At 48.7% G+C, this 26058-nt stretch carries 27 protein-coding genes; 26 read left to right on the forward strand and 1 reads right to left on the reverse strand.

Features of this window, described 5'->3' with window-relative positions; all coding sequences use genetic code 11:
- The first annotated feature begins 318 nt into the window (after positions 1-318).
- The 11 genes from EDD73_RS06285 to EDD73_RS06335 are packed head-to-tail and all read left to right on the forward strand — an operon-like array spanning position 319 to position 9993.
- Positions 319-648, forward strand: a complete 330-nt coding sequence (locus tag EDD73_RS06285) for an NADH-quinone oxidoreductase subunit A (RefSeq protein ID WP_406567184.1) — start codon at positions 319-321, stop codon at positions 646-648.
- Positions 639-1163 carry an NADH-quinone oxidoreductase subunit B gene (locus EDD73_RS06290; protein ID WP_131918938.1) on the forward strand — a complete coding sequence of 175 codons (525 nt, stop codon included), beginning with the start codon at positions 639-641 and terminating at the stop codon, positions 1161-1163. Before EDD73_RS06285 ends, EDD73_RS06290 begins: the two co-directional genes overlap by 10 nt.
- The gene (locus EDD73_RS06295; protein ID WP_131918939.1) at positions 1156-1614 is read left to right on the forward strand and encodes an NADH-quinone oxidoreductase subunit C; all 459 of its coding nucleotides are present in this window, start codon (positions 1156-1158) and stop codon (positions 1612-1614) included. The genes EDD73_RS06290 and EDD73_RS06295 overlap by 8 nt, the downstream gene beginning before the upstream one ends.
- A 19-nt stretch (positions 1615-1633) precedes the next feature.
- Complete coding sequence (locus tag EDD73_RS06300; protein WP_131918940.1) at positions 1634-2728, forward strand: NADH-quinone oxidoreductase subunit D; 1095 nt, start codon at positions 1634-1636, stop codon at positions 2726-2728.
- A gap of 25 nt (positions 2729-2753) precedes the next feature.
- Entirely contained in the window at positions 2754-3836 is a 1083-nt protein-coding gene (gene nuoH / locus EDD73_RS06305; RefSeq protein ID WP_131918941.1) for an NADH-quinone oxidoreductase subunit NuoH, read from the forward strand.
- Positions 3837-3839: 3 nt separating this feature from the next.
- Positions 3840-4280 carry a NuoI/complex I 23 kDa subunit family protein gene (locus tag EDD73_RS06310; RefSeq protein WP_131918942.1) on the forward strand — a complete coding sequence of 147 codons (441 nt, stop codon included), beginning with the start codon at positions 3840-3842 and terminating at the stop codon, positions 4278-4280.
- A gap of 16 nt (positions 4281-4296) precedes the next feature.
- Positions 4297-4791: an NADH-quinone oxidoreductase subunit J family protein gene (locus EDD73_RS06315; protein WP_131919037.1), complete on the forward strand. Its 495-nt coding sequence runs from the start codon at positions 4297-4299 to the stop codon at positions 4789-4791.
- Positions 4788-5099 (forward strand): NADH-quinone oxidoreductase subunit NuoK, encoded by a 312-nt coding sequence (nuoK, locus tag EDD73_RS06320; protein WP_131918943.1) that lies wholly within the window; start codon positions 4788-4790, stop codon positions 5097-5099. The genes EDD73_RS06315 and nuoK overlap by 4 nt, the downstream gene beginning before the upstream one ends.
- A 39-nt stretch (positions 5100-5138) precedes the next feature.
- Positions 5139-7055, forward strand: a complete 1917-nt coding sequence (gene nuoL, locus EDD73_RS06325; protein ID WP_131918944.1) for an NADH-quinone oxidoreductase subunit L — start codon at positions 5139-5141, stop codon at positions 7053-7055.
- Entirely contained in the window at positions 7056-8573 is a 1518-nt protein-coding gene (locus EDD73_RS06330) for a complex I subunit 4 family protein (protein WP_131918945.1), read from the forward strand. It abuts the gene before it with no gap.
- Position 8574: 1 nt separating this feature from the next.
- Positions 8575-9993 (forward strand): NADH-quinone oxidoreductase subunit N, encoded by a 1419-nt coding sequence (locus EDD73_RS06335; protein WP_131918946.1) that lies wholly within the window; start codon positions 8575-8577, stop codon positions 9991-9993.
- 110 nt (positions 9994-10103) lie between these two features.
- On the opposite strand, the gene EDD73_RS06340 is transcribed toward EDD73_RS06335, so the two are convergent.
- Positions 10104-10280 (reverse strand): YjfB family protein, encoded by a 177-nt coding sequence (locus EDD73_RS06340; protein ID WP_131918947.1) that lies wholly within the window; start codon positions 10278-10280, stop codon positions 10104-10106.
- A gap of 263 nt (positions 10281-10543) precedes the next feature.
- Here EDD73_RS06340 and EDD73_RS06345 point away from each other — a divergent pair, with 263 nt between their 5' ends.
- From EDD73_RS06345 to EDD73_RS06415, 15 genes are all read left to right on the forward strand, one after another.
- The gene (locus tag EDD73_RS06345; protein WP_131918948.1) at positions 10544-10903 is read left to right on the forward strand and encodes a YraN family protein; all 360 of its coding nucleotides are present in this window, start codon (positions 10544-10546) and stop codon (positions 10901-10903) included.
- 26 nt (positions 10904-10929) lie between these two features.
- On the forward strand, positions 10930-12468 hold the full coding sequence (locus EDD73_RS06350; RefSeq protein WP_131918949.1) for a YifB family Mg chelatase-like AAA ATPase: 1539 nt from the start codon (positions 10930-10932) through the stop codon (positions 12466-12468).
- Positions 12469-12632: 164 nt separating this feature from the next.
- Positions 12633-13730 carry a DNA-processing protein DprA gene (gene dprA / locus EDD73_RS06355; protein ID WP_165876352.1) on the forward strand — a complete coding sequence of 366 codons (1098 nt, stop codon included), beginning with the start codon at positions 12633-12635 and terminating at the stop codon, positions 13728-13730.
- A gap of 162 nt (positions 13731-13892) precedes the next feature.
- On the forward strand, positions 13893-16004 hold the full coding sequence (gene topA / locus EDD73_RS06360) for a type I DNA topoisomerase (RefSeq protein ID WP_131919038.1): 2112 nt from the start codon (positions 13893-13895) through the stop codon (positions 16002-16004).
- Entirely contained in the window at positions 15998-17296 is a 1299-nt protein-coding gene (gene trmFO / locus EDD73_RS06365; RefSeq protein WP_207668828.1) for a methylenetetrahydrofolate--tRNA-(uracil(54)-C(5))-methyltransferase (FADH(2)-oxidizing) TrmFO, read from the forward strand. Before topA ends, trmFO begins: the two co-directional genes overlap by 7 nt.
- Positions 17293-18249 (forward strand): tyrosine recombinase XerC, encoded by a 957-nt coding sequence (xerC, locus tag EDD73_RS06370; protein WP_131918952.1) that lies wholly within the window; start codon positions 17293-17295, stop codon positions 18247-18249. Before trmFO ends, xerC begins: the two co-directional genes overlap by 4 nt.
- Positions 18250-18283: 34 nt before the next feature.
- Positions 18284-18832 carry an ATP-dependent protease subunit HslV gene (hslV, locus tag EDD73_RS06375; protein ID WP_131918953.1) on the forward strand — a complete coding sequence of 183 codons (549 nt, stop codon included), beginning with the start codon at positions 18284-18286 and terminating at the stop codon, positions 18830-18832.
- Positions 18829-20220 carry an ATP-dependent protease ATPase subunit HslU gene (gene hslU / locus EDD73_RS06380; protein WP_131918954.1) on the forward strand — a complete coding sequence of 464 codons (1392 nt, stop codon included), beginning with the start codon at positions 18829-18831 and terminating at the stop codon, positions 20218-20220. Before hslV ends, hslU begins: the two co-directional genes overlap by 4 nt.
- Positions 20221-20315: 95 nt before the next feature.
- Positions 20316-21098, forward strand: coding sequence for a GTP-sensing pleiotropic transcriptional regulator CodY (gene codY, locus EDD73_RS06385; RefSeq protein ID WP_131919039.1), 783 nt, complete (start codon positions 20316-20318; stop codon positions 21096-21098).
- 254 nt (positions 21099-21352) lie between these two features.
- On the forward strand, positions 21353-21769 hold the full coding sequence (gene flgB / locus EDD73_RS06390) for a flagellar basal body rod protein FlgB (RefSeq protein ID WP_131918955.1): 417 nt from the start codon (positions 21353-21355) through the stop codon (positions 21767-21769).
- Between the two features lie 2 nt (positions 21770-21771).
- Positions 21772-22257 carry a flagellar basal body rod protein FlgC gene (gene flgC, locus EDD73_RS06395; protein WP_131918956.1) on the forward strand — a complete coding sequence of 162 codons (486 nt, stop codon included), beginning with the start codon at positions 21772-21774 and terminating at the stop codon, positions 22255-22257.
- A gap of 37 nt (positions 22258-22294) precedes the next feature.
- Positions 22295-22603: a flagellar hook-basal body complex protein FliE gene (gene fliE / locus EDD73_RS06400; protein WP_243116818.1), complete on the forward strand. Its 309-nt coding sequence runs from the start codon at positions 22295-22297 to the stop codon at positions 22601-22603.
- A gap of 27 nt (positions 22604-22630) precedes the next feature.
- Positions 22631-24235, forward strand: a complete 1605-nt coding sequence (fliF, locus tag EDD73_RS06405; protein WP_131918957.1) for a flagellar basal-body MS-ring/collar protein FliF — start codon at positions 22631-22633, stop codon at positions 24233-24235.
- Between the two features lie 9 nt (positions 24236-24244).
- Positions 24245-25258, forward strand: a complete 1014-nt coding sequence (gene fliG, locus EDD73_RS06410; protein ID WP_131918958.1) for a flagellar motor switch protein FliG — start codon at positions 24245-24247, stop codon at positions 25256-25258.
- On the forward strand, positions 25251-26054 hold the full coding sequence (locus tag EDD73_RS06415; protein ID WP_165876353.1) for a FliH/SctL family protein: 804 nt from the start codon (positions 25251-25253) through the stop codon (positions 26052-26054). Before fliG ends, EDD73_RS06415 begins: the two co-directional genes overlap by 8 nt.
- Positions 26055-26058 lie beyond the last annotated feature (4 nt).

Consider the following 26058-nt stretch of genomic DNA (forward strand, 5'->3'; position numbering starts at 1 on the left):
ACGGTACGGTTTGCGGCTATTTTCTTGATTAATTTGGAAAAAACACGGTTTCAACGGATACCATACTTGGTTCCATTGGGTTCCTGGACGGACTCATTTAGGTAATTAAGGAATATTTTTTGAGTTATGGGTAGATAGTAACCTAATTGCGCAGCGATGAGTTCGCCAATTGAAAATAATTTCTGATTGCAGGGATTCGAATTGTCGTGTAGAATAAATATGTTTTGGGGATATTGCACTTTCTGTTGACTCCTTATAGCTGATTTGAATGACCGGAGAGGGGGGATAGATATGTTAAAAGAGTATTTGGCGATAAGCATGTTTTTTATAGTCGCCTTACTGATCCCTGTAGCAGTTATTTTTATATCCAGATTGGTTGCGCCTAAAAAGACAACGCCGGAAAAAGAAGAAGTCTACGAGTGTGGGGTAGACACCGTTGGTGACACATGGATTCGGTTCAAGACAAGCTACTTCTTGTATGCCCTTGTCTTTGTTGTCTTCGACGTGGAAACAGTGTTTCTGTATCCCTGGGCCGTTCAGTTCCAGCAACTGGGGACCTTTGCGTTTGTAGAAATGTTTATCTTCATCGCAATTTTGGTTGTTGGTTTCTGGTATGCCTGGAAGGAAGGAGCTTTGGAATGGAAATAGAGAAAGGGATTGAACGCCTCAATGATCAACAAGTTGAGGAATTCGTCCAAAAAAACATTATTTTAACGAGTTTAGATGCAGTGTTCAACTGGGCACGGGGACGCTCGCTCTGGCCATTGTCATCAGGTTTGGCTTGCTGTGCCATTGAGATGATGGCTACCGGTGCCAGCCGCTTTGACATGGCGCGGTTTGGTTATGAAGTGTTCCGGCCTTCGCCGCGTCAAGCCGACGTGGTCATTGTCGCCGGTACGCTGACTTGGAAGATGGCTCCGGCCATGAAGCGTGTCTATGAGCAGATGGCTGAGCCCAAGTGGGTCATTGCTATGGGCGCGTGTGCATGTACCGGCGGTCCTTTTAACGAGTCCTATGCAGTGGTGCCTGGTGTGGACAAGATTTTGCCTGTTGATGTGTATATCCCCGGATGTCCTCCCCGGCCGGAAGCATTGCTTGACGGCATGTTGAAATTAAAAGAAAAAATTCAAGATCCGTCCAAGGCGAGGGTGAAGCATGGTTAAGTTTTTACTTGATGAATTCGAACCGGCTCAATTGTCGAACCTGTTAGGTCAAGAAGTGGCCATTGCCGGTGAAGGTGTTTCCCGGGCGCTGATCGTAACACCGGAACAATTGATTGCTACGATGGAAGCGTTGGTAACGAAGCTTGGTTTTGATTATCTCGGTGACTTGACTTCCGTTGACCGCGGTGCGGAAGGATTGGAAGTTGTTTATCATCTTTACTCCTTAACGAACCAACGGGAAATACGGGTCAAAGCCAAAGTAGACGCAGAAACAGCGACGGTACCAACAGTAACGACAATTTGGCCCGGTGCCGATTGGTTTGAACGGGAAGTCTACGATTTGATGGGCATTTCGTTTGCCGGCCATCCCAATATGACCCGGCTTCTCTTGCCTGAGGATTTTGAAGGACACCCATTGCGAAAAAGCTACAAGCTTCAAAAGCGAGTATAGATAGGTCAGGTGACATTGATTGCAAACACAAACCTATGAATTGAATATGGGGCCGCAGCACCCCTCTACGCACGGGGTTTTGCGGATTATCCTTGAGCTCGACGGAGAAGTTGTTGTCAAAGCGACGCCGGTAATTGGCTATCTGCACCGGGGAATCGAGAAGATCTGCGAAGGCAAGACCTATGGGCAGACCATTCCTTTTACCGACCGGATGGACTACATGCACAGCATGAACAACAACTTAGGGCTGTGTCAAGCTGTGGAAAAGCTCATGGGCCTGGAAGTGCCGGAGCGGGCCGAGTATATTCGTGTGATTATGGCAGAGCTTTCGCGCATTGCTTCTCACATGATTTATGCGGGCGCACTGGTGAATGACTTAGGCGGCGTAACCGGATTCGTCTTTTTGATTCGTGACCGCGAACGCATTTTGGAGCTCTTCAACAAAGCTTGCGGAGCGCGCATGACTTTCAACTACATCCGGATCGGCGGTGTCCAGCAGGATGTGCCGGAAGGTTGGGTCGAAGAATGTCGGCGTTTTGTTGATGATTTCCCGGAAATGATGCATACCTATAATGGTTTAATCATGGGAAATGAAATTTTCCAAGCGCGGATGAAGGACATTGCGATCTTACCGCCCGATCGTGCTGTGGCTATGGCCGCCAGCGGCGGTGTCTTGCGCGCCAGCGGCGTCAACTACGATGTGCGCAAAGACGATCCCTACGGTATCTATGATCGCTTTGATTTTGATGTACCCCTTGGCACCAAAGGGGACAACTGGGATCGCTTTATTGTACGGATGCAGGAAATGGAACAATCGATCCGGATTATCGATCAGGCGCTCAAGCAAATGCCGGAAGGACCGGTCATGGCCAAAGTGCCGAAAGTGATCAAGCCGCCTGTTGGTGAGGTCTATCACCATGTGGAAAATTCCAAAGGTGATCTCGGATATTATGTAGTCAGTGATGGTGGGATGAAGCCCTATCGCTGGCACGCACGTCGTCCGGCCATGGTCAACCTGCAACTGCTGGACGAATTGTGTCGCGGTTATAAGATTGCTGATGTTGTCGCCATCCTGGGAACATTGGACCCGGTGTTAGGCGAGGTTGACTGTTAATGTCACAAGGTAGGGAGTCGATGAAATGAACAGCAACCCGGATTTGTTGACAAGTCTGGCCGGCTCCATTCGCTCTGTTCTGTCACCGTTGATCGGCAATCCGGACGGTGTAGACATGGCTATGTATGGGGTCGGATTGCTTGCGGTGATCACCTTGATTTTTACAAATGCGGTGATCTTGGTTTGGGGCGAACGGAAAGTTGCCGGTTTTATGCAGTCTCGTTACGGTCCCAACCGCTTGGGCCCCTGGGGTCTTTTCCAGTCTATTGCTGACGTCTTAAAGTTGATGTCCAAAGAAGATTATCGTCCGAAACTGGTCGATAAGTGGGTCTGGGCGCTGGCGCCAATCATTATGTTTGCCCCGGCCGTGGCTGCATATGCAGTCCTGCCTTTTGGCAAAGACTTGGTGCCCGTCGATCTGAACATTGGGATCTTTTACTTTATCGCTGTGTCATCAATTACGACAATACCGCTGTTGATGGCCGGATGGGGTTCCAATAACAAATATTCCTTAATCGGTGGTATGCGGGCTGTTGCCCAGATGGTCAGTTATGAAATCCCACTGGTTTTCTCCATGCTGGGAGCGATCATGCTGGTAGGCTCATTGAAAATGTCTTCCATTGTGGAAGCACAATCGCATATCTGGTTTGTCTTCCTACAACCGGTCGCTTTCTTGGTCTACGTGATTGCAGCGACAGCCGAAACGAACCGGGCACCCTTTGACCTCGTCGAAGGGGAATCGGAAATCGTTGCCGGTCCTTTGACGGAGTATTCAGGGATGCGCTGGGCCATGTTCTTTCTCGGCGAATATGCTAACTTACTAGCAGTTTCGGCAATCGCTTCCGCTGTATTTCTCGGTGGTTGGCAACCGTTGCCGCTGCCTGGTGCACTTGGAGATATGATGCATGCGATTCCGGGTTGGATCTGGTTTGCCTTGAAGACATATATCATGATCTTCGTATTTATGTGGTTCCGTTGGACATTCCCCCGTTTTCGGGTGGATCAATTGATGGGCTTTGGATGGAAGGTTCTTTTGCCGCTGTCTTTGGCTAACATCCTGGTTACCGGTGTGGGGATTTTTCTGTACCGCGTAGCGATTGGAGGGTAAACGATGCAGGGTAAGGGACTACTGACAGGAATGGGAATCACCTTCCGTGAGTTTTTTCGCAAGAAGGTTACGGAAGAGTATCCCGATGTACAACCGGATCTGGGTGACCGTTTTCGCGGCGGTAAGATTCATCTGGTAGCGAGCAAGTGTATTGCTTGCGGGCTTTGCCAGAATGCCTGTCCGAATGGTTCGGTTCGCCTGACAACGGTGAAAGATGCGAACAATAAACGGCAGTTGGCGACCTATGTGCACGATACAGGCCTTTGTCTTTATTGCAACCTTTGTATTGAGGCGTGCCCGACAAAATGCATTGAATGGACGAAGGAATTTGCTCTATCGAGCTACTCCCGCGATGGTCTGGTCTTTGACTGCCTGGAAGCGGCGCGTCAACGCGGTGATGTGAAACCGCCGGAAGCACCGCAACCGGACGGGGAGAAGGGGTGAGTGACCGGTGAATGACATGGTCTTTGCAACAGCGTTCTATATCCTGGCGGGGATAACAATACTTTCGGCAGTAGGTGTGGTTTTTCTCAAAAACATTGTTCATTCAGCTTTCTTGTTGGCTTTAGCCTTCTTTGGTGTAGCAGGAATTTACGTGCTTTTGAATGCGGAGTTCTTAGCTGCTGTACAACTGCTCGTCTATGGCGGTGCCATTGCCGTCTTAATCGCTTTTGGTGTGATGTTGATTCAGCGCCGGGATATGAGTTCATCGAACCCGGATGCTGCCTGGTCACCCTTAGGTCTCGGCATGGCTGTGATGGCGATGGTTGTTTTTATCGCAGCGATTGTGCTGACCCAGTTTCCGGTTACCAATGTGGCGCCGGAATTTTCTGTGGAGGGCCTGGCACGGTTGTTGTTAACCGATTATGTAGTTGCTTTTGAAGCTGCTGCTGTGTTGCTCTTGGCAGCGATGGTCGGTGCGATTATCTTGGCGAAGGGGGCGAAAGAAGCGTGACTGTAGGCTTGACGCATTTTTTAATTCTGGGCACGATTCTTTTTAGCCTTGGCTTGTATACTGTCTTTGCCAAGCGCAGTGCCATTGCCATTTTAATGGGCATTGAGTTAATGCTCAATGCAGTCAACGTTAACCTCATAGCCTTTAACCGGTATGTGGCTCCTGAAAGTCACATTGGTCAGATTTTCTCGGTTTTTGTTATCGTTGTCGCTGCTGCGGAAGTAGCTGTGGGATTGGCGCTCGTGATCAGCATCTACCGGGATCGCATTAGCACCAATGTGGATGACTTAGACTGGCTGAAATGGTAGAGGCTGTGAATCGGAGAAGAAGGTAGGTGTGGCAGGGCGATGAGTTTTGCCCAGTTTAGCTTAAATAATGCCTGGCTGATTCCGATGTTGCCGTTTATTGGCTTTTTGCTGATCGTCACGTTTTTTAAACGGATGGAAAAGACGGCTTCGACGACAGCGATCATCTTTAGTGCGATGTCGCTGGCCCTGGCGTTGGGTGTAGTTGCTGCGATTGCGCAACGCCCCGAATTAATAGAAGAACCTTTTGTGCGCTCTTTCCGCTGGTTCTCCATGCCGGGATTAGAAATTTCCATGGGGATGATGGTGGATACCGTAGCGGCTGTCATGCTGTTTGTGGTGACTTTGGTTGCTACGATGGTCATGATCTATTCGACCGGTTACATGCATGGTGATCCTGGATATACGCGCTTTTTTGCGTATCTCTGTCTCTTTGCTTCGTCCATGCTGGGTTTGGTCATTGCAACGAACTTGTTGCAGATGTTTGTCTTTTGGGAACTAGTCGGTCTGTGTTCGTATCTCTTGATCGGCTATTACTACTTCAAAGATTCGGCGCGGGAAGCGGCAAAAAAAGCCTTTATGACCACGCGGATCGGCGACTTTGGCTTGCTCTTGGGGATTGTGGTTCTGCAACTTAACTTGGGTACGCTCGAATTTACCGAATTGGCCGAGAAGCTGCCTGCTTTTGCTGCAGCGAAGCCGGCGCTGCTGACCCTGATCGGTACGCTGATTTTCATCGGTCCGATCGGTAAATCCGGTCAGTTTCCCTTGCACGTGTGGCTGCCCGATGCGATGGAAGGTCCTTCGCCTGTGTCCGCTTTGATTCACGCGGCGACGATGGTTGTTGCCGGTGTTTATCTGGTGGCACGACTCTTTACCCTTTTCCATGTTTCACCGGAAGCGCAACATCTGGTCGCTTATATCGGCGGATTTACGGCCTTCTTTGCTGCTTCGATTGCCTTGACGCAACGAGAAATGAAGCGAATTCTGGCTTATTCTACGGTTTCGCAGCTGGGCTATATGATGATGGCCCTTGGTGTGGGCAGCTTAACTGCTTCCATGTTCCACTTGATGACGCACGCCTTTTTCAAAGCACTCATGTTCCTTGCTGCCGGTTCGGCGCTGCATGCGCTCCACGGCACGGCTGATATCTTTGAGATGGGTGGCCTGCGCAAAAAGATGCCTTGGACGGCTGCGTTCATGGTCATCGGGATGCTGGCGATTGCCGGGATTCCGCCCTTTGCCGGGTTCTGGTCGAAAGATGAGATTCTCTTGATGACCAAACTGCATGGGTTTACCGACCTCTATATTCTTGCCTCGCTGACGGCCTTTATGACCGCCTTCTATATGTCGCGTATGGTTTTTGTAGCCTTTTTCGGACCTGAAAATCCGAAAAATCATCCTCATGAATCGCCGGCGAGCATGCTGTTCCCGATGAGCGTTTTAGCTGTACTGGCTGTTGTTGGCGGCCTCGTCGGTACCCCTTGGACAGAGCATGGCTTTGGCTACTGGGTACGCTTTGGCGAGTATCACCATCCTGAAGCTGACTGGACAGTTATGGGCGGTTCCGTTGTCTTGGCCGTGGCAGGTATCGCTTTGGCTTGGGCTATCTATGGTGCGAAAGTAATTGATGCTGAAAAGCTCAAGCAACGTACAGGATTTCTGCATACGTTATCGTTCCGTAAATTCTTCATCGATGAGATCTATCAATGGTTTAACGAAAAAATTGTTACCGGTGCAGGAAAAATGCTTTACTGGGTTGACTTGCATATTGTTGATGGCTTGATTGACGGAATGGCCTACATTACCGGTAAATTCGGTGAACAGTTGCGGCTGACGCAAACCGGCCAGTTACAGCATTATGCATTGGTCCTTGTTGGCGCGATTGTGTTGCTCGTTTTATTGATGGGTATCGTTGGCGCTGACTCGGCCATGGCATTGATGGGAGGTGGCAGGTAGATGGGCTTTCCGTTGTTGACGATCGCGCTGTTAGCGCCGATCATCGGTGCGTTGATCTTGATGTTTGTACCGGAAGACGAGCACCGGACGATCAAAGGAATCTCGGCTTTTTTTACCGGCATCTCTCTGATCTTGTCACTGGTCGCTTACTTTGGCTATGATTTTGCACTCGGCGGCTATCAATTTGTCGAAGATTTGGTTTGGATCAAGGAAATTGGCGTTACCTATGCCATGGGTGTTGACGGGATCTCGTTGCCGATGCTGCTTTTAACGAACTTGATCGGCTTTAGTGCTGTCTTTGCTTCATGGAATGTAAACAAACGTCCGAAAACCTTCTTCGTGCTACTGTTGCTTTTGATTGCCGGGGTTATGGGTACCTTTATCTCGCGCGACCTCTTTATCTTCTTCCTCTTCTACGAAGTTGTGGTTATCCCGCTCTATATTATGGTTGTCATCTGGGGTTCGACCAAGCGGGTCACCAAAGAGTATGCTGGTATGAAGTTAACCATTTACTTGTTAATTGGTTCGGCTTTTCTGCTCGTTGGTGTTATCGCACTGTACCTCAATGCGTTCCCCGTTGGCGAACGGACGTTCTTGATTGAAAAGCTGGCCCAAGCGCAGATGAGCGACTCCTTCCAGATCTTCGCCTTCTTGCTGCTTTTGATTGGCTTTGGTTCACTGTTGTCGATGTTCCCCTTCCACTCATGGTCACCGGACGGTTATGCTGGTGCGCCTACAGCCGTGTCGATGATTCACGCCGGGGTCTTGAAAAAAATCGGTGGTTACGGTTTGATCCGCATCGGCCTGCTGGTTCTACCGGTAGGGGCCAAGTTCTGGGCTCCCGTCATTGCTGTCTTAGCGGTATGTAACGTAGCCTATGCAGCGATGATTGCCTTGGCGCAAAAAGACCTCAAGTATGTTGTCGGTTATTCGTCAGTCAGTCACATGGGTTATGTGTTGATCGGTTTTGCTGCGCTGAACGTGATCGGTATCAACGGAGCGATTGCGAATATGTTTGCTCACGGTGTTATGTCGGCGCTGTTCTTTGCCATGATCGGTTTTGTCTATGAAAAAACCCATACCCGGTGGATTCCCGATATGGGCGGTTTAGCTCATCAAATGCCGCGAGCGGCGATTGGTTTGATGATGGCCGGTATGGCATCCTTAGGTCTGCCCGGTTTAGTTTCTTTTATTCCGGAGTTCACGATCTTTATCGGTGCTTTTAAGGTTTATCCGGTGTTGGCGACGATCTGTATTTCGGCGATCATCATCACAGCATTGTATACGCTGCGGGCCCTGGCAAATGTGCTCTTTGGGCCGCGTCGTCCTGAATTTGATCAGTATCAAGATGCTAAGGGCCCCGAATTAGTTCCGCTGGTTGTGCTTGGTTCGGTCTTGGTTCTGGCAGGCTTCTTCCCATCACTGTTGATGGATATGGTCAATTCCGGTGTTGAGCCGATGCTGAAGCCGTTGATGGATACGTTAAACTCGGCTCCTGCGATCGGAGGTGGCTTCTAAGATGAACTTTTCGCTTCTTTCGTCGGAGATGTTAGCTGCTGGTCTGGGAACGGGGTTGTTAATACTCGGGTTGATAGCACCGAAAACAGAAAACCGTCGTGGCTTTGGTTATATCACAGCCTTTGGATTGCTGGCGGTGCTTGTAGCAACGTTCTTTCAATATGGGATCAACCAGTCCACTTTTCATGAGCTATGGATCGTTGACGATTACTCGGTGTTCATGAAGCAAGTGTTCATCGTGGCAGCAATTCTTGTGGTGTTGTCAGCGGTGGACTTTGTGGAGACGCTGCCTCGTTTTCGCGGTGAATTTTTCGCCTTAATTGTCTATGCCTTATTGGGCATGATGGTCATGGCTTCTGCCAATGATCTGATCACCATCTATGTTGGTTTGGAACTGATGACGATTACGTTCTTTGTCCTGGTTGCTTATCAACTGGGGGACGGACGTTCGTCGGAAGCCGGGATCAAATATCTGATCCTGGGCAGTGTTTCATCAGCGGTGCTCCTCTATGGGATGAGCATCCTTTATGGCTTGACAGGTACGACGACTATTCCTGAAATGCTAACCAAGCTGACCTGGAGTCCGATTCTGGTTGTGGCCATTGTCATGCTGATCGGTGGTTTTGGCTTTAAAATCTCTTTGGTGCCGTTCCATATGTGGTCACCGGATATTTATGAAGGTGCGCCAACGCCGATCACAGCTTTCTTGGCGGTAGCTTCGAAGGCAGCCGGTTTCGCTGTAATGGTGCGGGTTTTCCTGCTCGGTCTGCCCTTGGAAGGTGCCGTAGATTGGATGCTCTTGATCTCGCTCCTGGCGGGGATTACGATGGTTATCGGTAACGTAGTAGCTATCCCCCAGACGAATATCAAACGCATGCTGGCCTATTCTTCCGTGGCCCAAGCCGGTTATATGATCGCTGGCTTGATGTCGATGGATGCGCCGGGCGTCAAAGGGATTCTTTTCTACTCGATGATTTATGTCGTAGCCAACGTCGGCGCTTTTACGGTAGCGACCTTGGTGCGCCGTGCCCTCGATACGGATACGATTGCTGATTATGCCGGTCTTGGTCAACGGCAACCGTTGCTTGCTTCAACGCTGACCATCTGCTTGCTTTCGCTGGCAGGGATTCCGCCGTTGTCGGGATTTGTCGGGAAGTTTTATATCTTCCAGGCCGTTATGGATAAGGGCATCCTGTGGCCGGCATTTGTCGGGTTTGTCATGTCCATGATCTCGGTGTATTACTATCTGAATGTAGCGCTCTACATGTGGCGTGATGATCCCAAAGATGATCGGCCGGTGCCGGTGCCTGGGCCTGCTAAACTGGTGATTGTACTTTCACTCGTTGTTACAGTAGTTCTCGGGGTGTACCCAGGTCCGCTGGGCGAACTGGCCACAATGGCAGCTAAGTCACTCTTTTAATGCGTAATCAGTAAAGGAATATAAAAAGCCGCTTCTCTACTTGTTAAGGTAGGGAAGCGGCTTTTTGATTTTTTAAATAAGGAAAGCCACGTTTTTGTTCGTGTAAGAGCTTACGCTTTTATGTCCAGCAGGCTACCTAAGTGCGGTTGAAGCGATTTTTCCATCATTGCGACCATGGAAGCACTTGTTTGTTCAGCTGTATTCATTGACATTTTAAGAACGGAAATGGAAACCTGCTGTGCTACTTTTGCTTGACTCATTGTACTGGAAATAGCACCTATATCCATCTACCTCACACCTTTATAACGGTAATAATTCCCAAAACCAGATCCTCAATTACTTAAAATCATTATACATCAATTGCAGATGGAATGCTTGATCTTTTATCAGATTTATGATTTAGCTTCAGCGATACGTTGCGGTTCGACTGTAGTATATGGCTCTGGAAAACAAAATTGGTTAAAATTGATGCAATTAGCAGGACTGAGCCAATTGCTGACGAAAAGATAGCGGAAGATTATCGGTAGCCGAATGAGTGAGGGGAAAAGTGATGAATCGGCAGGAACTGGGTCGCTGGGGGGAAGAACAAGCATTTCTTCATTTAATTAATTTGGGATGGGCGCCGGTAGCGCGTAACTATCGCTGTCCCCATGGTGAGATGGATCTTATTTTTCAAAACAGTGATTGGCTGATTTTTGTCGAAGTGCGTACGCGATCATCAGGACGGTGGGGGTGGGGAGAAGAATCAATAAATTTTCGAAAAAAAAGACGATTGCTACAGATCGCGGGCTTCTTCATGCAACAATGGAAGGAAGGTTTTGTACGCTTACGTTTTGATTTGGTGGCGATTGATTATGAATCGATCGATCAATTTCGTTTGCGCCATCTGCAGGGGATCTTATTAAATTAACGACCAATAAGAGGGGATGAGAACGCTTGCTGGCACGGGTACAAAGTGTCGTCTTAGAAGGTTTGGAAGCTCACCCGGTATTAGTAGAGGTTGATGTAGCCAACGGACTACCTGCTTTTGATCTGGTAGGTTTAGCGGCTGCCTCCGTGCGTGAAGCGCGTGAACGTGTTCGAGCAGCCATCAAAAACAGCGCTTTTGATTTTCCTTTACAACGGATTACGGTGAATTTAGCACCGGCGAATGTACGTAAAGAAGGTTCGGGATTAGATGTAGCGATCGCGCTCGGTATCTTAGGGGCGACGGGACAGCTTCAAGGGGTCGATATAGGCAATGTTTTTGTTGTCGGCGAACTAGCCCTCGATGGAAGCATTCGGCCCGTAGATGGTGTACTGGCGATGGCTCTGGGAATAGTTAAAAAAGCAGTTGGGCAAAAAGGTACTTGGTTTGTTGTGCCGGAAGAAAATGTTGATGAAGCTGTGCAAGTAGCAACACTGCCGGTAATGAAGGCTACTGCCTTACGGTCGCTGGTTGAAGAGTTAAGCACAGGACGTAAGCAAGCAAAGCGACAGTGTATTACTTCTTCTCCGGTCGTAACAGGTGTAGATTTAGCGGATATTCGCGATCAATCTACGGCAAAACGAGCTGTTGCAATAGCGGCAGCGGGTGGACATAACCTAGTTCTCGTAGGTTCGCCGGGTACAGGTAAAACCATGTTGGCACGAGCGTTGCCATCCATATTACCGGTGATGACGGAGCAGGAATCGTTAGATGCAACGATGATTCATTCTGTGGCGGCTCAATTACCGCATGGAGTAGGGCGCTTAGTTCATCGTCCTTTTCGGTCCCCCCACCATCACATTACCTTGCCGGCATTGATCGGTGGCGGTCGTAATCCAAGGCCTGGTGAAGTAAGCTTGGCCCATCATGGTGTGCTTTTTATGGACGAATGGCCGGAATTTTCTCGCGATGCATTAGAATCTTTACGACAACCCTTAGAAGATGGTCAGGTTACAGTGGCACGCAGTAATGGTACTGTTGTTTTCCCAACCAGGTTCATGCTTGTGGCCTCGATGAATCCTTGTCCTTGTGGGAACTTGCTTGCCGACGATAACGCATTGGAATGCACATGTACACCCAATGCCATTGAGCGATATCGCCAGCGTATTTCCGGTCCTCTTTGGGATCGTATGGATTTACAGGTTCATGTAGCGCGGCCCCGATATGATGCATTACGTGGTGAGGGAGGAAGTGAAGAAACCTCCGCAGCAGTGCAAGCGCAGATCATGGCTGTGCGGGAAAAGCAACTATGGCGTTGGAGGCAAAAATTCGGTACGAAGGTGGCTTTTGTTAGTAACGGTCACTTGCGAACCGATATGCTTAGAGAGCTGACGACGGTTCGTCCTGAAGCGGAAGACCTTTTGAAGCAAGCTTATCAACGTTTAGGCTTAAGCGGACGTGCGGTTCATCGTACCTTGAAAGTAGCGTTGACGATTGCTGATCTACGTGATCAGATGATCGTCGGCAGCGAAGAGGTGGCCGAAGCGTTACGTTACCGGTTACACTAACCGATGATGAGCAGGATATTCATGGTGATGGTAAAGTATATCCCATGGGGTAAAGCTGCTTTTGTGAAAAGACGGTCTTGACAAAATTACAGCCAACCCGTTATCGTAGTAGCGATTATGGCATGAATATCCAAAGATCAGGTGATGGAAGGTGTGGATTGTTCATGCAACCAACTACAGCGGCAGAACGTGTGTTTTGGATTGCTCTGGCTTCATTGCCTATGATCGGCGCACGACGTTTTTATCGGATCTTAGACCATTTCGGTTCAGCCAAAGCGGCTTGGTCAGCACCGACTCAAGCTTGGGACGGTGTTGCCGGAGTGTCTTTGATGCGTTGGTTGCCGACACTGAAAGAGCGTCATGACGATAGAATTGAGCAGTTACGCGAAAAATTGTATCGATCGTCTGTACAAGCCTTGACGATGATTGATTCATCCTATCCTGAATGGTTACGACAAATTCCCGATCCGCCGCCGGTGCTTTATATCCGTGGTGAACTGCGCCCTGAAGATAGCAAAGCCATTGCGGTGGTAGGAACGCGGCGACCATCTGCCTATGGAGAACGTGTTTGTCGTACACTGGTTAAAGAACTGACGTTGCGAGGTTGTTGCATTGTCAGTGGCTTAGCCCGGGGTATCGATGGTATTGCCCATCAAGTTGCACTGGAGAATGGGGGACGGACGATTGCTGTCATGGCGAGTGGTGTGGATATTATCTATCCCTCGGAGCATCAGCGTTTAGCCGAAGCGATCACACGCCAAGGAGCGCTGGTTAGTGAATACCCGCCAGGCTTGCCGCCGGAACCGGGACTTTTTCCGGCTCGCAACCGCGTGATTGCTGGATTATCACAAGGTGTTTTGGTGATTGAGGCCGGTGAACGTTCTGGTGCTTTGATCACGACGGACCAAGCTTTGGAGCAAGGACGGGAAGTTTTTGCTGTGCCAGGACCCATTACGCAAAAACAAAATGCCGGCACGAATCGCTTGATTCAACAAGGGGCAAAACTGGTGATGAATGTGAATGATATTTTGGCCGATGAGCAGGGCTGTTTACCTTTTGGAGATACTGCTGTTAGCGTGCCACCGGTTTTGTCGTCGACAGAACAGCAAGTGTTGGGTTGCCTCAATTGGGATCCTCAGGGCGCCGATGAAATTATCCGCCTGACGGGCTTGCCGGAGAGGACCGTTGCTACCACCTTGACCTTATTAGAACTAAAAAACATGATTCGTACCCTGCCGGGTGAACGTTTTGTGATTGCCTAAGTGAAAAATAGATGCATATTTTTTATTTCTAGGCCATAATAGGCGTTAACGGGTTTCTTCCGGATGCAGATCATGTAAAGCAAGCAGCATGGACAGATTCCTGCTGGTATAAGAATAAATCCTGAGGATATGGAAATAAACGAGGTGAACTGGTTGTCCAAGATGTCCAAGGTGCTTGTTATTGTAGAATCACCAGCCAAAGCCAAGACGATCGGTAAGTTTTTAGGGCGCCGTTATCAGGTGAAGGCGTCCATGGGACATGTACGTGATTTACCGAAAAGTCAATTTGGTGTCGATGTGGAGCAAGATTTTGAGCCGAAATATATTACCATACGCGGCAAAGGCGATCTGTTGAAAGAACTCCGCACTGCTGCCAAAAAGGCCGATAAGATTTTGTTAGGCCCTGACCCGGATCGAGAAGGTGAAGCGATTGCTTGGCATTTAAGTCAAGTCTTGGGCGTGGAAGCGATGCAGCCTTGCCGGATCGAATTTCATGAAATCACCAAGTCGGCCATCCAGAACGCTGTTAAACATCCCCGGCAGATCGATTTACATCGAGTTGAAGCTCAGCAGGCTCGGCGTATTCTTGACCGCCTTGTCGGCTATAACCTAAGTCCCCTGCTTTGGCGTAAGATCCGTAAAGGACTTTCGGCAGGACGCGTACAGTCAGTAGCTGTTTCCATGATCTGTGAACGGGAAGAGGAGATTCGTGCCTTCCAAAAGGAAGAGTACTGGACGCTTACCGTTCTCTTAAAAGCAGGCAAAGGCAAATTAAAGGCTCGTTTACTACGCCAAGGTGATCAAAAGCTGGAGATCACTTCGGAAGAGCAGATGAATCAAGTGTTACAAACGCTTGATGGCCGAGAATTTATCGTTAAAGAGATTAAAAAGCGTGAAAAACGTCGTAATCCGGCACCGCCGTTTACGACGAGTTCGCTGCAACAGGAAGCCTATCGTAAACTTGGCTTCACGGCACGACGAACGATGATGGTGGCCCAACAGCTTTATGAAGGGATTGACCTGGGAGAAGAAGGTACGGTAGGTTTGGTAACTTATATTCGTACCGACTCGGTTCGTGTTGCCGATACGGCCTTAGCTGATGTACGAGATTATATTGGTCAGCGTTTCGGAGCGGACTATGTGCCGGAAGAAGCCCGTGTTTTTCCCACCAAAAGCCGTTCCCAAGATGCTCATGAAGCGATTCGCCCTACATCGTTGGAGCGAGTGCCGGAAGCGATGCGCTCCGTATTAACGTCGGAACAGTACAAATTATATAAGCTGATCTTTGAACGCTTTGTTGCCAGTCAGATGAGTGTAGCGGTTTTGGATACAACGACATTGGAAATCGAAGCCGGTGACTACGGGTTTCGTGCCAATGGTTCGGTTGTTAAGTTCTTTGGTTTTATGAAAGTATATATAGAAGGAAAAGATGAAGAAAGTAGCGACGATGAAGGCTTGCTGCCCGATGTAGCTGTAGGAGAAACATTACATCAAGTTCAGTTGGAGCCAAAGCAGCATTTCACCCAACCGCCACCGCGATTTACGGAAGCGACACTGGTGAAGACCTTGGAAGAGAACGGCATTGGTCGTCCCTCTACTTATGCACCGACCATTGAGACGATTGTTATGCGTGGCTATGTAGCACGAGAAGATAAGCAGTTTTTTCCAACGGAGCTCGGTGAAATTGTGGTTGACCTGCTCAAAGAGCATTTTACTGAGATTGTTGATGTAGAATTTACGGCCGGTATGGAACATCAACTCGATGAAATTGCTGAGGGCCAGGTTGCTTGGCGCGATGTGTTGCGCCGTTTTTACGAGCCATTTAAACACACCCTTGAAGAAGCTGAACAACAAATTGGTACGATTGACATTGTTCCGGAAGTATCGGATCAAACATGCGATCTGTGCGGTGCGAATCTTGTCGTTAAGATGGGTCGTTTTGGCAAATTTTTAGCTTGCCCACGTTTTCCCGAGTGTCGCTTTACGAAGCCCTTGCTGGAGGAAATCGGCGTAACTTGTCCAAGATGTGATGGTGCTGTTGTAGCGCGTCGTTCCAAAAAAGGGCGCAAGTTTTTTGGCTGTGCCAAATACCCGGAATGTGATTATGTGTCTTGGGATCGACCGACGAATCTTGCTTGTCCGCAATGCAATCAACGTTTGGTGATCAAAGAATCGAAGAAAAACGGTGCACGCCACATCTGTCCGGAACCGGGCTGTGGTTATGAAGAAGTGGTTGTCGAAACAAATGAGCAGGAACAGGGGACAGGATCGTGAAAGTTACAGTGATAGGCGGCGGTTTAGCCGGCGCCGAGGCAGCGTGGCAGATTGCTGAGCGCGGAATTGATGTGCAACTTTATGAAATGCGGCCAACGACAATGACGCCAGCCCATCATACGGGCGACTTGGCTGAATTGGTTTGCTCGAATTCCCTGCGCGGGGCAGCGCTGGAGAATGCTGTTGGCCTATTGAAGGAAGAATTGAGGCAACTGGGCTCATTGATCATGAGAGCTGCTGACGCCAGTTCGGTGCCGGCAGGCGGTGCATTAGCCGTTGATCGTCAGACCTTTTCGCGAATGATTACGGAACATCTTGAGGCTCATCCGCGGGTACGCATTGAGCGAAGAGAAGTAACCGATATTCCTGATGAGGGCATTGTGATCATTGCCAGTGGTCCTTTGACTTCATCCGATCTTTCGCAGGCAATCGGCAAACTTACCGGTCAAGAAAAACTTTATTTTTATGATGCGGCTGCGCCCATCGTCGACGGAGAGACGATCGATCATGCAGTCGCTTTTTGGGCGTCCCGCTATGACAAGGGTGATGCTGACTACCTGAATTGTCCCATGACTCAAGAGGAATATGAGCGGTTTTACGATGCATTGATCACCGCAGAGATTCATCCCCGTAAGGACTTTGAAAAAGAGATCTTTTTTGAAGGTTGTATGCCTGTTGAGGTGATGGCCAAACGGGGACGGCAAACGCTGTTATTTGGCCCGCTTAAGCCGGTGGGCCTCATTGATCCGCGCAATGGACGGCAGGCTTACGCTGTGGTGCAATTGCGACGGGAAAATCGCGAAGGTACTATGTTTAATTTGGTTGGTTTTCAGACGCACTTGAAGTGGCCTGAGCAGAAACGTGTTTTCCGGATGATCCCAGGTCTGGAGCAAGCCGAGTTTCTCCGCTATGGTGTCATGCATCGCAATACTTTTATCAATGGTCCTCTTTTGTTAACACCGACGTATCAACTACGTACGGACAAGCGAATTTTCTTTGCCGGACAAATTACCGGTGTCGAAGGTTATGTCGAATCGGCTTCTTCCGGGTTTGTCGCCGGAGTGAATGCCGTCCGTCAAGTACTCGGTCAGCCAAGAGCCCTTTTCCCAGCGGCAACAGCCATCGGTGCGTTAGCGACGTATGTGTCCAGTGCTGATCCGGCCCATTTTCAACCAATGAATGTAACCTACGGTTTGTTTCCGCCATTACCGCATAAAATCAAAGGCAAGCGTTTGCGCCAAGCAGCTCATGCAGAGCGGGCCTTGCAGATGATCGAATGTTGTCATGTATGAGTAAGAAAGTTTTTCCACAACACCAGGGAGAAAATGATCCGGCAGTACGGCGATTTTTAGATTACCTCTTGGTGGAGCGTGCTGCCTCTCCCCATACACTGCTGGCCTATGGCGCGGATTTGCGGGAGTTAATGCGCTTGCTGGAGCAACGCTACGGTCATGTACCTGCCTGGACAACAATCCAACCAGAGATGTTGCGGCTGGCCTTAAGCGGCTTGCATAGCGCTGGCAACAGCCGAGCTTCGATGGCGCGCAAACTGGCTGCTTGGCGCAGTTTCTTTCGCTTTTTACAGCGAGAAGGTCTGCGTCACGACAATCCGATGCGGCGCTTGCGCGCACCCAAGTTAGGGCACCGTTTACCTAAGGCGTTGGCGCAGAAGGAAACAGAGCATTTGCTCGATGATCAGCCACCACGTCCTTTGGATGATCCGCGACAACGTGCGTTGATCTGGCGCGATCAAGCGATTTTGGAACTACTCTATGGTTGCGGTTTACGGGTTAGCGAGCTTTGCCAGTTACATCTCGCGGATTTGGATTTAGATCTTGCTTACGTGCGCGTCTGGGGTAAGGGTAGCAAAGAGCGGATTGTTCCGATGGGCGAAATGGCGAAGGAAGCACTACGCCTTTATATCGATGAGGGAAGGCCTTGGCTGCTGCAGTCCAATGAGGAAGCGTCAACGGCCCTCTTTCTTAACGCGCGCGGTGGTGCTTTAGGTGTGCGGGCGATACAAATGATGATACATAAACTGGCACAAGGGGCAGGGTTGAATCAAAAAGTGACGCCACATACGTTTCGCCATTCTTTTGCAACGCACTTACTGGAAGGTGGCGCCGATTTGCGAACAGTGCAAGAATTATTAGGTCATAGTCAGCTTTCAACAACGCAGATCTATACATCGGTATCGGTGGAACGGTTGAAAAAAACCTATGACCGCACGCACCCGCGAGCGTAACGTTGCCCAGGCATATTTTTAAGGAGGCTTTCGAATGGAGTTTCGCGGCACGACGATTGTGGCTGTAAAAAAAGGCAATCAAGTTGCAGTGGCCGGTGACGGGCAAATTACCTTAGGTGACAAAACGATCATGAAGTCTACGGCCAGGAAGGTGCGCCGTCTCTATCACGATCAAGTGATCGTCGGTATTGCCGGTTCGGTAGCTGATGCATTGACCTTGCTGGATAAATTAGAAAGCAAACTGAATGAGCATCGCGGTAACTTGCAGCGGGCTGCTGTTGATCTGGCCCGTGAATGGCGTACGGATCGGTATTTACGCAAGCTTGAAGCGTTGATGTTAGCCGCTGATGCACGGCAGTTATTATTGATTGCCGGGTCTGGTGAAGTGATCGAACCGGATGATGGCGTAGCGGCCATCGGCTCTGGGGGACCTTATGCGCTGGCGGCAGCTCGATCACTGTCTCGGCATACGGATTTACCACCAAGTCAAATTGCCCGTCATGCCTTGCAGATTGCTGCGGAGATCTGCGTTTATACCAATGATCAAATCACGGTGGAAGAGATAGGGGGAACAAAGCCGTGAGTACAGAACAACTGACGCCACGGGCCATTGTCGAAGAGCTCGATCGTTATATTGTCGGTCAGCGTGCGGCCAAAAAAGCTGTAGCTATTGCCTTACGCAATCGTTACCGTCGTCACTGTCTGCCTGAAGCGATGCGTGATGAAATTACGCCCAAAAATATCTTGATGATTGGACCGACCGGTGTAGGCAAGACGGAAATTGCTCGCCGCCTCGCTCGCCTTGTACAAGCGCCTTTTATTAAGGTCGAAGCGACGAAGTTTACCGAAGTGGGCTACGTTGGACGGGATGTCGAATCGATGGTACGCGATCTTGTAGAGATGGCGATTCGGATGATCAAAGCAGAAAAACTGGAAGATGTACAGCAAGCAGCAGTTCGGGAAGCCAATGAACGTTTGCTGGAGCACCTTGTGCCACAGCCCAAGCCAACGCGCCCGGGGATCAATCCTTTTGAGATGATTTTTGGCGGGTCGGCAAATACACCAACAACACAGGAACTCGATCCGGCGATTCGCGAAAAGCGTGCCATTATCCGGGAGAAGCTAAAACGTTTGGAACTGGAAGACGATTGGGTCGAAGTCGAAATAGAAGATCATGCTCAACCCCTTGGTGGTTTCATGAATCAGGGCGGTATGGATGATATGGGCATGAATCTGCAAAATATGCTCGGCCAGATGCTACCGCGGATCAAGAAAAAAAAGCGAGTTAAAGTTAAGGAAGCGCGCGAGATTCTGGCTGTGCAAGAAGCACAAAAGCTGATCGACATGGAAGCAGTGCAGCGGTTAGCCGTTGAGCGGGCGGAACAATCAGGGATCATCTTTCTTGACGAAATCGATAAGATTGCCCAGCGTGAAGGTGGCCAAGGTCCCGATGTTTCACGAGGTGGTGTTCAAAGGGATATTTTGCCGATTGTTGAAGGGTCGACTGTGATGACCAAATACGGACCGGTAAAGACGGACCATATTCTGTTCATTGCCGCCGGCGCTTTTCATGTATCAAAGCCATCCGATCTGATTCCCGAACTGCAAGGACGGTTTCCCTTGCGTGTGGAATTAGAAGCATTGAGTCAAGAGGATTTTCAACGGATTCTTACGGAACCGGAAAATTCACTTTTGAAGCAATATGTGGCCTTATTATCAACGGAGAACCTCCATTTGGAATTCACAGAAGATGGTATCGAAGCCATGGCCTCGATCGCTTTTCGTGTCAACGGGCAAACTGAAAATATCGGAGCACGGCGCTTGCACACGATCTTGGAAAAGGTTTTAGAAGAGATCTCTTTTGAAGCACCGGAATGGAAGGAACCGAAGGTGGTCATCGACAAGCATTATGTCGAAAAGCGCCTCAACGATATTGTCGAAAAAGAAGATCTAAGTAGATATATTTTATGAATAAGTGTTATAATACAAAATTAGAACGGTATTGATTGAGCTCCCGCCAGATTTTTGGGCGAGCGACGTAAGGAGGAACGTAAGGCAGTATGGCAATGGCAACGTTATTAGAAAAAACACGTATCGTCAACCGCCTTATTCAAAAGTCTGCTGGACATCCGGTTAATTTTGAAGAAATGGCTAAAATTGTATCCGAGCTAATTAACTCGAATTGCTATATCATCGATCGCCGAGGCAAAATCCTCGGCTATGCTTTTATGCCCAACTTTGATTGTGGCATCATGATTGATATTGTTCATCATACAGAGCGATTTCCGGAAAGCTATAATCAGGATTTGTTACGTGTAACGGAGACACAAGCCAACTATTGTCAGTTAACTAATGCTTGTGTGTTTAACTACGGTGAAAAATGCTCCTATGGGCATAAATTAATGACGGTGACGCTGATTTTGGGCGGTGGTCAGCGTCTTGGGACGCTAGTCCTGGCGAAGTTTAATGAGGAGTTTACGAATGAAGATTTAATTTTAGCGGAGTATGCTGCTACTGTCGTTGGCATGGAGATCTTGCGTGCCAAAGCAGAGCGCTTGGAAGAAGAAGCTCGTAAAAAAGCAGCTGTACAAATCGCCATCGGTACACTTTCCTATAGTGAACTGGAAGCAGTAGAGCATATCTTCTCTGAGCTTGATGGGAACGAAGGGCTGCTAGTCGCTTCCAAAATTGCTGATCGTGTCGGTATTACTCGTTCGGTGATCGTCAATGCCTTGCGCAAATTTGAGAGTGCCGGCGTTATTGAATCAAAGTCATTAGGCATGAAGGGGACCTATATTCGCATCCTTAACGATAATCTGCTGGAGGAGTTGGAAAAACTCCGCCATTAATAATTGCTTCTCTTTGATGTTTTTAGGTTGGAATGTCATAGTTTTATCGGATATCAGCGTTAAAGGTGACGGTTATCGTCACCTTTTTCTTTTTTATTTAAGCAACAAAATTCGATTAATTGTTGTCAAAATGAAAGAGGATTTGCCGAAATTATAGCGAAATTAAAACGAGGGAGACTGTGCAATTCGTTTTAAAAGGTCGCCATAGCTGGTAATTATGCTATAATTCGACAGACAGATATGAGGTGGAAGGGATGGCCGGCTTTTTTGATACCCCGCTGCAACGCATGTTGGAACAAGGGCTTGACGCAGCTGCGTTGCGTCACCGGGTGATTTCTAATAACTTAGCTAACGTTGATACACCTGGTTATAAGCGTCAGGAAGTTGCATTCGAAGACGAATTAGCACAGGCACTGCGGCAAGAACGAAGTGGATTGGTTGGTAAGACGAGCAATCCGCGGCATCTGCCGATCAATGGTGTAGAGAATGCTGATGTAAAGCCAAAGATGATCACTGTAAACGATGAAGTGTTTCGCAATGATAAAAATAATGTTGATATAGACAAAGAAATGGCTGTACTTGCTAAAAATACGCTTTGGTATGATGCGCTGATCACTCGTACCGCCGGTCGATTGGCCGGTATCAAGAATGTGATCCGGGAGGTGCGTTAACGATGCGGTTTCTTAATGCAGTGGATACAAGTGCTTCAGCACTGACGGCGCAACGTTTGCGTATGGATATCATTGCCAACAATTTAGCCAATGTGAATTCCACCCGTACCGGTCAAACCGATGCGGAGGGTAATCAAATTCCCTATCGGCGTCAAGCCCCTGTTTTTGAAACGCGGACGCGTGGAGTTTCCTTTGCGGAAGCTTTGCGCGATGCCGGTGAGCCAGGAGCAACTGATGCTCCCGGATCGGGCGTTCGGGTCGTACAAATTGTTGAAGACGAAGCACCCTTTAAGTTTGTTTATGATCCTCAGCATCCCGATGCGATCCGTAATGGTCCGCAAGCAGGTTATGTACGAATGCCTAATGTGAATACCGTCACGGAGATGGTTGATATGATCTCGGCTACACGTGCCTATGAAGCCAATGTCACAGCTGTAAACGCCGCCAAAGGAATGGCCACAAAGGCACTGGAAATCGGTAAAGGGTAATTTTTGGTATAACAAATCTTCCAAGGAGGGATGAATAATGGGAAGTTCACCAATCTCCATGTTGAAGCCGCTAACGCCGATGATCGAGCGTGAAACGACAGGTCCTGCCAAGGCAACTGTCGAAGGCCAAAACTTTGGAGATTTTTTGCAAAGTGCAGTAAAAGGCGTACAACAACTTGAAAAAGAGGCGAATCAACAAGCGGTTGCTTTAGTTTCAGGGCAATCGAATGATCTTCATCAGGTCATGATTGCGGCGGAGAAAGCGAGTATGGCCGTTCAATTAACCGTTCAGGTCCGCAACAAAGCGATTGAGGCATATAACGAAATTATGCGTCTGCAAGTTTAATCGCGCGGGGAAAAGGACTATTAACCGATGAATGAACTCTTTGAACAGATCCGATCGCAACTCAGTGAACTGTTAGGTAGATTTTCCTTACAGCAAAAACTGATTATCGGTGGATCGGTTTTGACCGTGTTGATTGCCTTAGGGGGCTTTGTTTTTTGGGCGGGACAGCCTGACTATGTGCCGCTCTATCCAAAGCTTGATCCGGCAGATGCCGGTGCGATTCGCGCCAAGTTGTTGGAAGCCAAAGTTGATTTTAAGATACCTGAAGATGGTTCGACCATTCTCGTGCCAGCGAAAGATCAGGCGAACCTACGATTGGAGTTAGCGAATGCTCAACTGCCGAAAGGTTCAGGCTGGGGCTTTGAAACGTTTAATGAAAGCCGCTTCAGTGAAACCGATAAAGAACGAGACATTCGACTAAAAGTCGCCACCGAAACGGAACTGGCCAGGACATTACAAAATGTCCCTGGCGTTGAAAATGCTCGTGTCATGATTGTGCCGGCACAAGATGCTTTATTTAAAACGAATGCTTCGGAAGCAACGGCATCAGTCATGTTGGTATTAAAGCCATATACCGAATTAGAGCCTAAACAAATCCAAGGGATTATTCATTTAGTTTCACGCAGTGTAAAATCACTGAAACCTGAAAATGTTACCGTCACTGATCACACAGGGACGGTTTTATCGGACGGTTTGATCCAATCAGCGGACAAACCAAACCTAGAGGGCCTTACAAGCCAACAGATTGCGGCGAAACGTGAATTTGAAAAATACTTGGAGCAAAAAGCCCAAGATATGCTTAACCGCGTTGTCGGACCGGGTAATGGGATTGTTAAAGTCGCGACAGAACTTGATTTCTCACAGTCCGAAACCAAAGGATCGCAATATGGCAAACCTGTAGGCCCCTTGTCGCAACGAGAGATCATCGAGTCCGGTACTGGTTCAAGTTCCGGCGGAACACCGGGAACGAATGCGAACATACCAACGCAACAAAGTACGGCAACGGGAACAAGTAATTACAGCAAGACGGACATAACGACAAATAATGAAATTCCCAAGACGGAGACATTTGTAGTAACACCACCGGGTTCAACGATCAAACGTCTCAGCGTCTCCGTTATTGTCAATCGTGATGGACTGACTCCGGAAGAAACTCAAAAATACGAACAGGCCGTAGCTCAAGCTGTAGGGATTCAGTATCCCATTCAACAACCGTTACCGGGACAAGTACCGGCCCGTGTGGAACAGGTTAGTGTCGTGGGTATGGCCTTTGATCGCACCCAGACTGACGAATTGAATCGAATTGCTGAACAGCAGAAGATGCAGCAACTTTACATCTGGATTGGTGTGGCCGTGGCAGCGTTACTTTTTCTTAGTGGCGCAGGATATCTTGGATGGCGTGCTTACCAGCGCAAACAAGCGGCGGCCCGCGCAGAAGCGGAAAGATTGGCAGCCCTTATGCCGCCACCACCACCCCCGCCTCCGCCGCCGATTCCAGCACCAGTAGTTGAATTAACGCCGGAAGAGAAAAGAAAGCAAGAGCTTCGTGATCAGTTGGATGAGATATCTGACACCAACCCAGAAGCGATTGCCCGTTTAATCAAGACTTGGATGAACGATGAAATGGGGTGACCGTAGGTAATGGCAACAGCTAAACCGAACTTGACGGGTAAGCAAAAAGCGGCGATCTTGCTGATTTCGTTAGGTCCGGAGAAGTCTGCCAATGTATTTAAGCACCTAAAAGATGAAGAAATTGAGCAGATGACGCTGGAGATTGCAACGATCCGGAAAGTCCCGCCGGAAAACCGTGACGCTGTGTTGGAAGAGTTTAATCAGCTTTACATGGCAACAGAGTACATCAACAATGGCGGGATTGATTATGCCAAAGAAATATTAGAAAAAGCTGTGGGGTCGCAAAAAGCGATTGAGATCATTAATCGTCTGACGGCATCCTTGCAAGTTCGTCCTTTTGAATTTGTCCGTCGTACTGATCCGGCGCAGTTGCTGAACTTTATTCAATCAGAGCATCCGCAAACGATTGCATTAATCCTTGCATACTTAAGCCCTGATCAAGCTTCCGTCATTCTCTCGGCTTTACCGCCGGAACGGCAGTGCGATGTAGCCCGACGTATTGCTTTGATGGATCGCACTTCACCTGAAGTGATCCGGGAAGTTGAGATGGTTTTGGAACGAAAATTATCGTCCTTGGTAACACAGGAGCAAACCGTAGCCGGTGGTATTGATGCCGTCGTGGAAATGCTCAACCGTGTCGATCGTAGCACCGAAAAAGCCATCATCGAGTCACTGGAAGTGCAAGATCCGGAACTGGCCGAAGAAGTCAAGAAACGCATGTTTGTCTTTGAAGACATTGTCTTGCTGGACGATCGTGGCATTCAACAAGTGTTGCGCGAAGTCGATACCAAAGACCTGGCACTGGCACTCAAAGGATCGAGTGATGACGTGGCACAGAAGATTTTCAAAAACGTATCCAAACGGGCTGCCGACATGCTGCGCGAAGATATGGAATTCATGGGTCCTGTACGTTTGCGTGATGTAGAAGATGCGCAGCAGCGTATCGTTAATGTGATTCGCAGACTAGAGGATTCCGGCGAGATCATCATTGCCCGCGGAGGAGGCGATGAACTCATTGTCTAAGGTAATCAAGCATTCTTCCTTGGCGATTAATTCGCCCAAGGTGATGACCTTATTTCCGCGTGTTCCGCTACCGGAAACGATTCCCGCGCAACCGAGCGTAACGGAAATCACTGAAAATGATCATAAAGAAAAAACTCGCCATGCAGAGGAAGAAGCACGACGAATTCTTGAAGAAGCCCGAGGACATGTACAATCACTCCTGGAAACAGCGCGAGAACAGACCGGGGTGATTTTACGCGAAGCCAGGGAAGAAGCTCAGTCGATTATTAACCAAGCGATCGCTGAAGGAAATACACTCAAAGCAAAGGCTGTTGAGCAAGGTTATCAGGAAGGTTATGGGCAAGCACTTCAGGATGTCCAAGGGCAAGCGGAACAGATCATGGCCAATGCTTGGCAAGAGGCCGAGGTAGCTCGTCAGGCGAAAGCTGCTTATCTTACTAATCATGAAGTAGAAATTGTTGAATTAGCCTTGGAAATTGCAGCTAAGATTTTACACCGAGAAATCGAAAGTAACAGCGAAACGGTCATCGCTGTTACTACGGCCGCTTTAAGCAAGGTACAGGATATGAGCCAAGTTGTCGTTCGTGTTCATCCTGATGACTATCCATTGATTGATCGCATTAAGCCCGAACTTTACAGCTTAATCAAAGGCTTGCGAACCATGTCCATTGAGAAAGACGATACCATTGCTCGCGGCGGATGCATTGTAGAAACAGGTAACGGTTATGTCGATGCGCGGATTGATGCCCAGTTTGAAGAAGTGCGGCGCGTAATTTGTGACATTATGAACGGGTGATCAC

The sequence above is a fragment of the Heliophilum fasciatum genome, from assembly GCF_004341395.1.
Taxonomy (GTDB): domain Bacteria; phylum Bacillota; class Desulfitobacteriia; order Heliobacteriales; family Heliobacteriaceae; genus Heliophilum; species Heliophilum fasciatum.

Coding starts and splice junctions, on each gene's coding strand:
- EDD73_RS06285 (WP_406567184.1), top strand. CDS start 319: ATGTTTTTTATAGTCGCCTTACTGATCCCTGTAGCAGTTATTTTTATA.
- EDD73_RS06290 (WP_131918938.1), top strand. CDS start 639: ATGGAAATAGAGAAAGGGATTGAACGCCTCAATGATCAACAAGTTGAG.
- EDD73_RS06295 (WP_131918939.1), top strand. CDS start 1,156: ATGGTTAAGTTTTTACTTGATGAATTCGAACCGGCTCAATTGTCGAAC.
- nuoH (WP_131918941.1), top strand. CDS start 2,754: ATGAACAGCAACCCGGATTTGTTGACAAGTCTGGCCGGCTCCATTCGC.
- EDD73_RS06310 (WP_131918942.1), top strand. CDS start 3,840: ATGCAGGGTAAGGGACTACTGACAGGAATGGGAATCACCTTCCGTGAG.
- EDD73_RS06315 (WP_131919037.1), top strand. CDS start 4,297: ATGGTCTTTGCAACAGCGTTCTATATCCTGGCGGGGATAACAATACTT.
- nuoL (WP_131918944.1), top strand. CDS start 5,139: ATGAGTTTTGCCCAGTTTAGCTTAAATAATGCCTGGCTGATTCCGATG.
- EDD73_RS06330 (WP_131918945.1), top strand. CDS start 7,056: ATGGGCTTTCCGTTGTTGACGATCGCGCTGTTAGCGCCGATCATCGGT.
- EDD73_RS06335 (WP_131918946.1), top strand. CDS start 8,575: ATGAACTTTTCGCTTCTTTCGTCGGAGATGTTAGCTGCTGGTCTGGGA.
- EDD73_RS06340 (WP_131918947.1), bottom strand. CDS start 10,280: ATGGATATAGGTGCTATTTCCAGTACAATGAGTCAAGCAAAAGTAGCA.
- EDD73_RS06345 (WP_131918948.1), top strand. CDS start 10,544: ATGAATCGGCAGGAACTGGGTCGCTGGGGGGAAGAACAAGCATTTCTT.
- dprA (WP_165876352.1), top strand. CDS start 12,633: ATGCAACCAACTACAGCGGCAGAACGTGTGTTTTGGATTGCTCTGGCT.
- topA (WP_131919038.1), top strand. CDS start 13,893: ATGTCCAAGGTGCTTGTTATTGTAGAATCACCAGCCAAAGCCAAGACG.
- xerC (WP_131918952.1), top strand. CDS start 17,293: ATGAGTAAGAAAGTTTTTCCACAACACCAGGGAGAAAATGATCCGGCA.
- hslV (WP_131918953.1), top strand. CDS start 18,284: ATGGAGTTTCGCGGCACGACGATTGTGGCTGTAAAAAAAGGCAATCAA.
- codY (WP_131919039.1), top strand. CDS start 20,316: ATGGCAACGTTATTAGAAAAAACACGTATCGTCAACCGCCTTATTCAA.
- flgB (WP_131918955.1), top strand. CDS start 21,353: ATGGCCGGCTTTTTTGATACCCCGCTGCAACGCATGTTGGAACAAGGG.
- flgC (WP_131918956.1), top strand. CDS start 21,772: ATGCGGTTTCTTAATGCAGTGGATACAAGTGCTTCAGCACTGACGGCG.
- fliE (WP_243116818.1), top strand. CDS start 22,295: ATGGGAAGTTCACCAATCTCCATGTTGAAGCCGCTAACGCCGATGATC.
- fliF (WP_131918957.1), top strand. CDS start 22,631: ATGAATGAACTCTTTGAACAGATCCGATCGCAACTCAGTGAACTGTTA.
- fliG (WP_131918958.1), top strand. CDS start 24,245: ATGGCAACAGCTAAACCGAACTTGACGGGTAAGCAAAAAGCGGCGATC.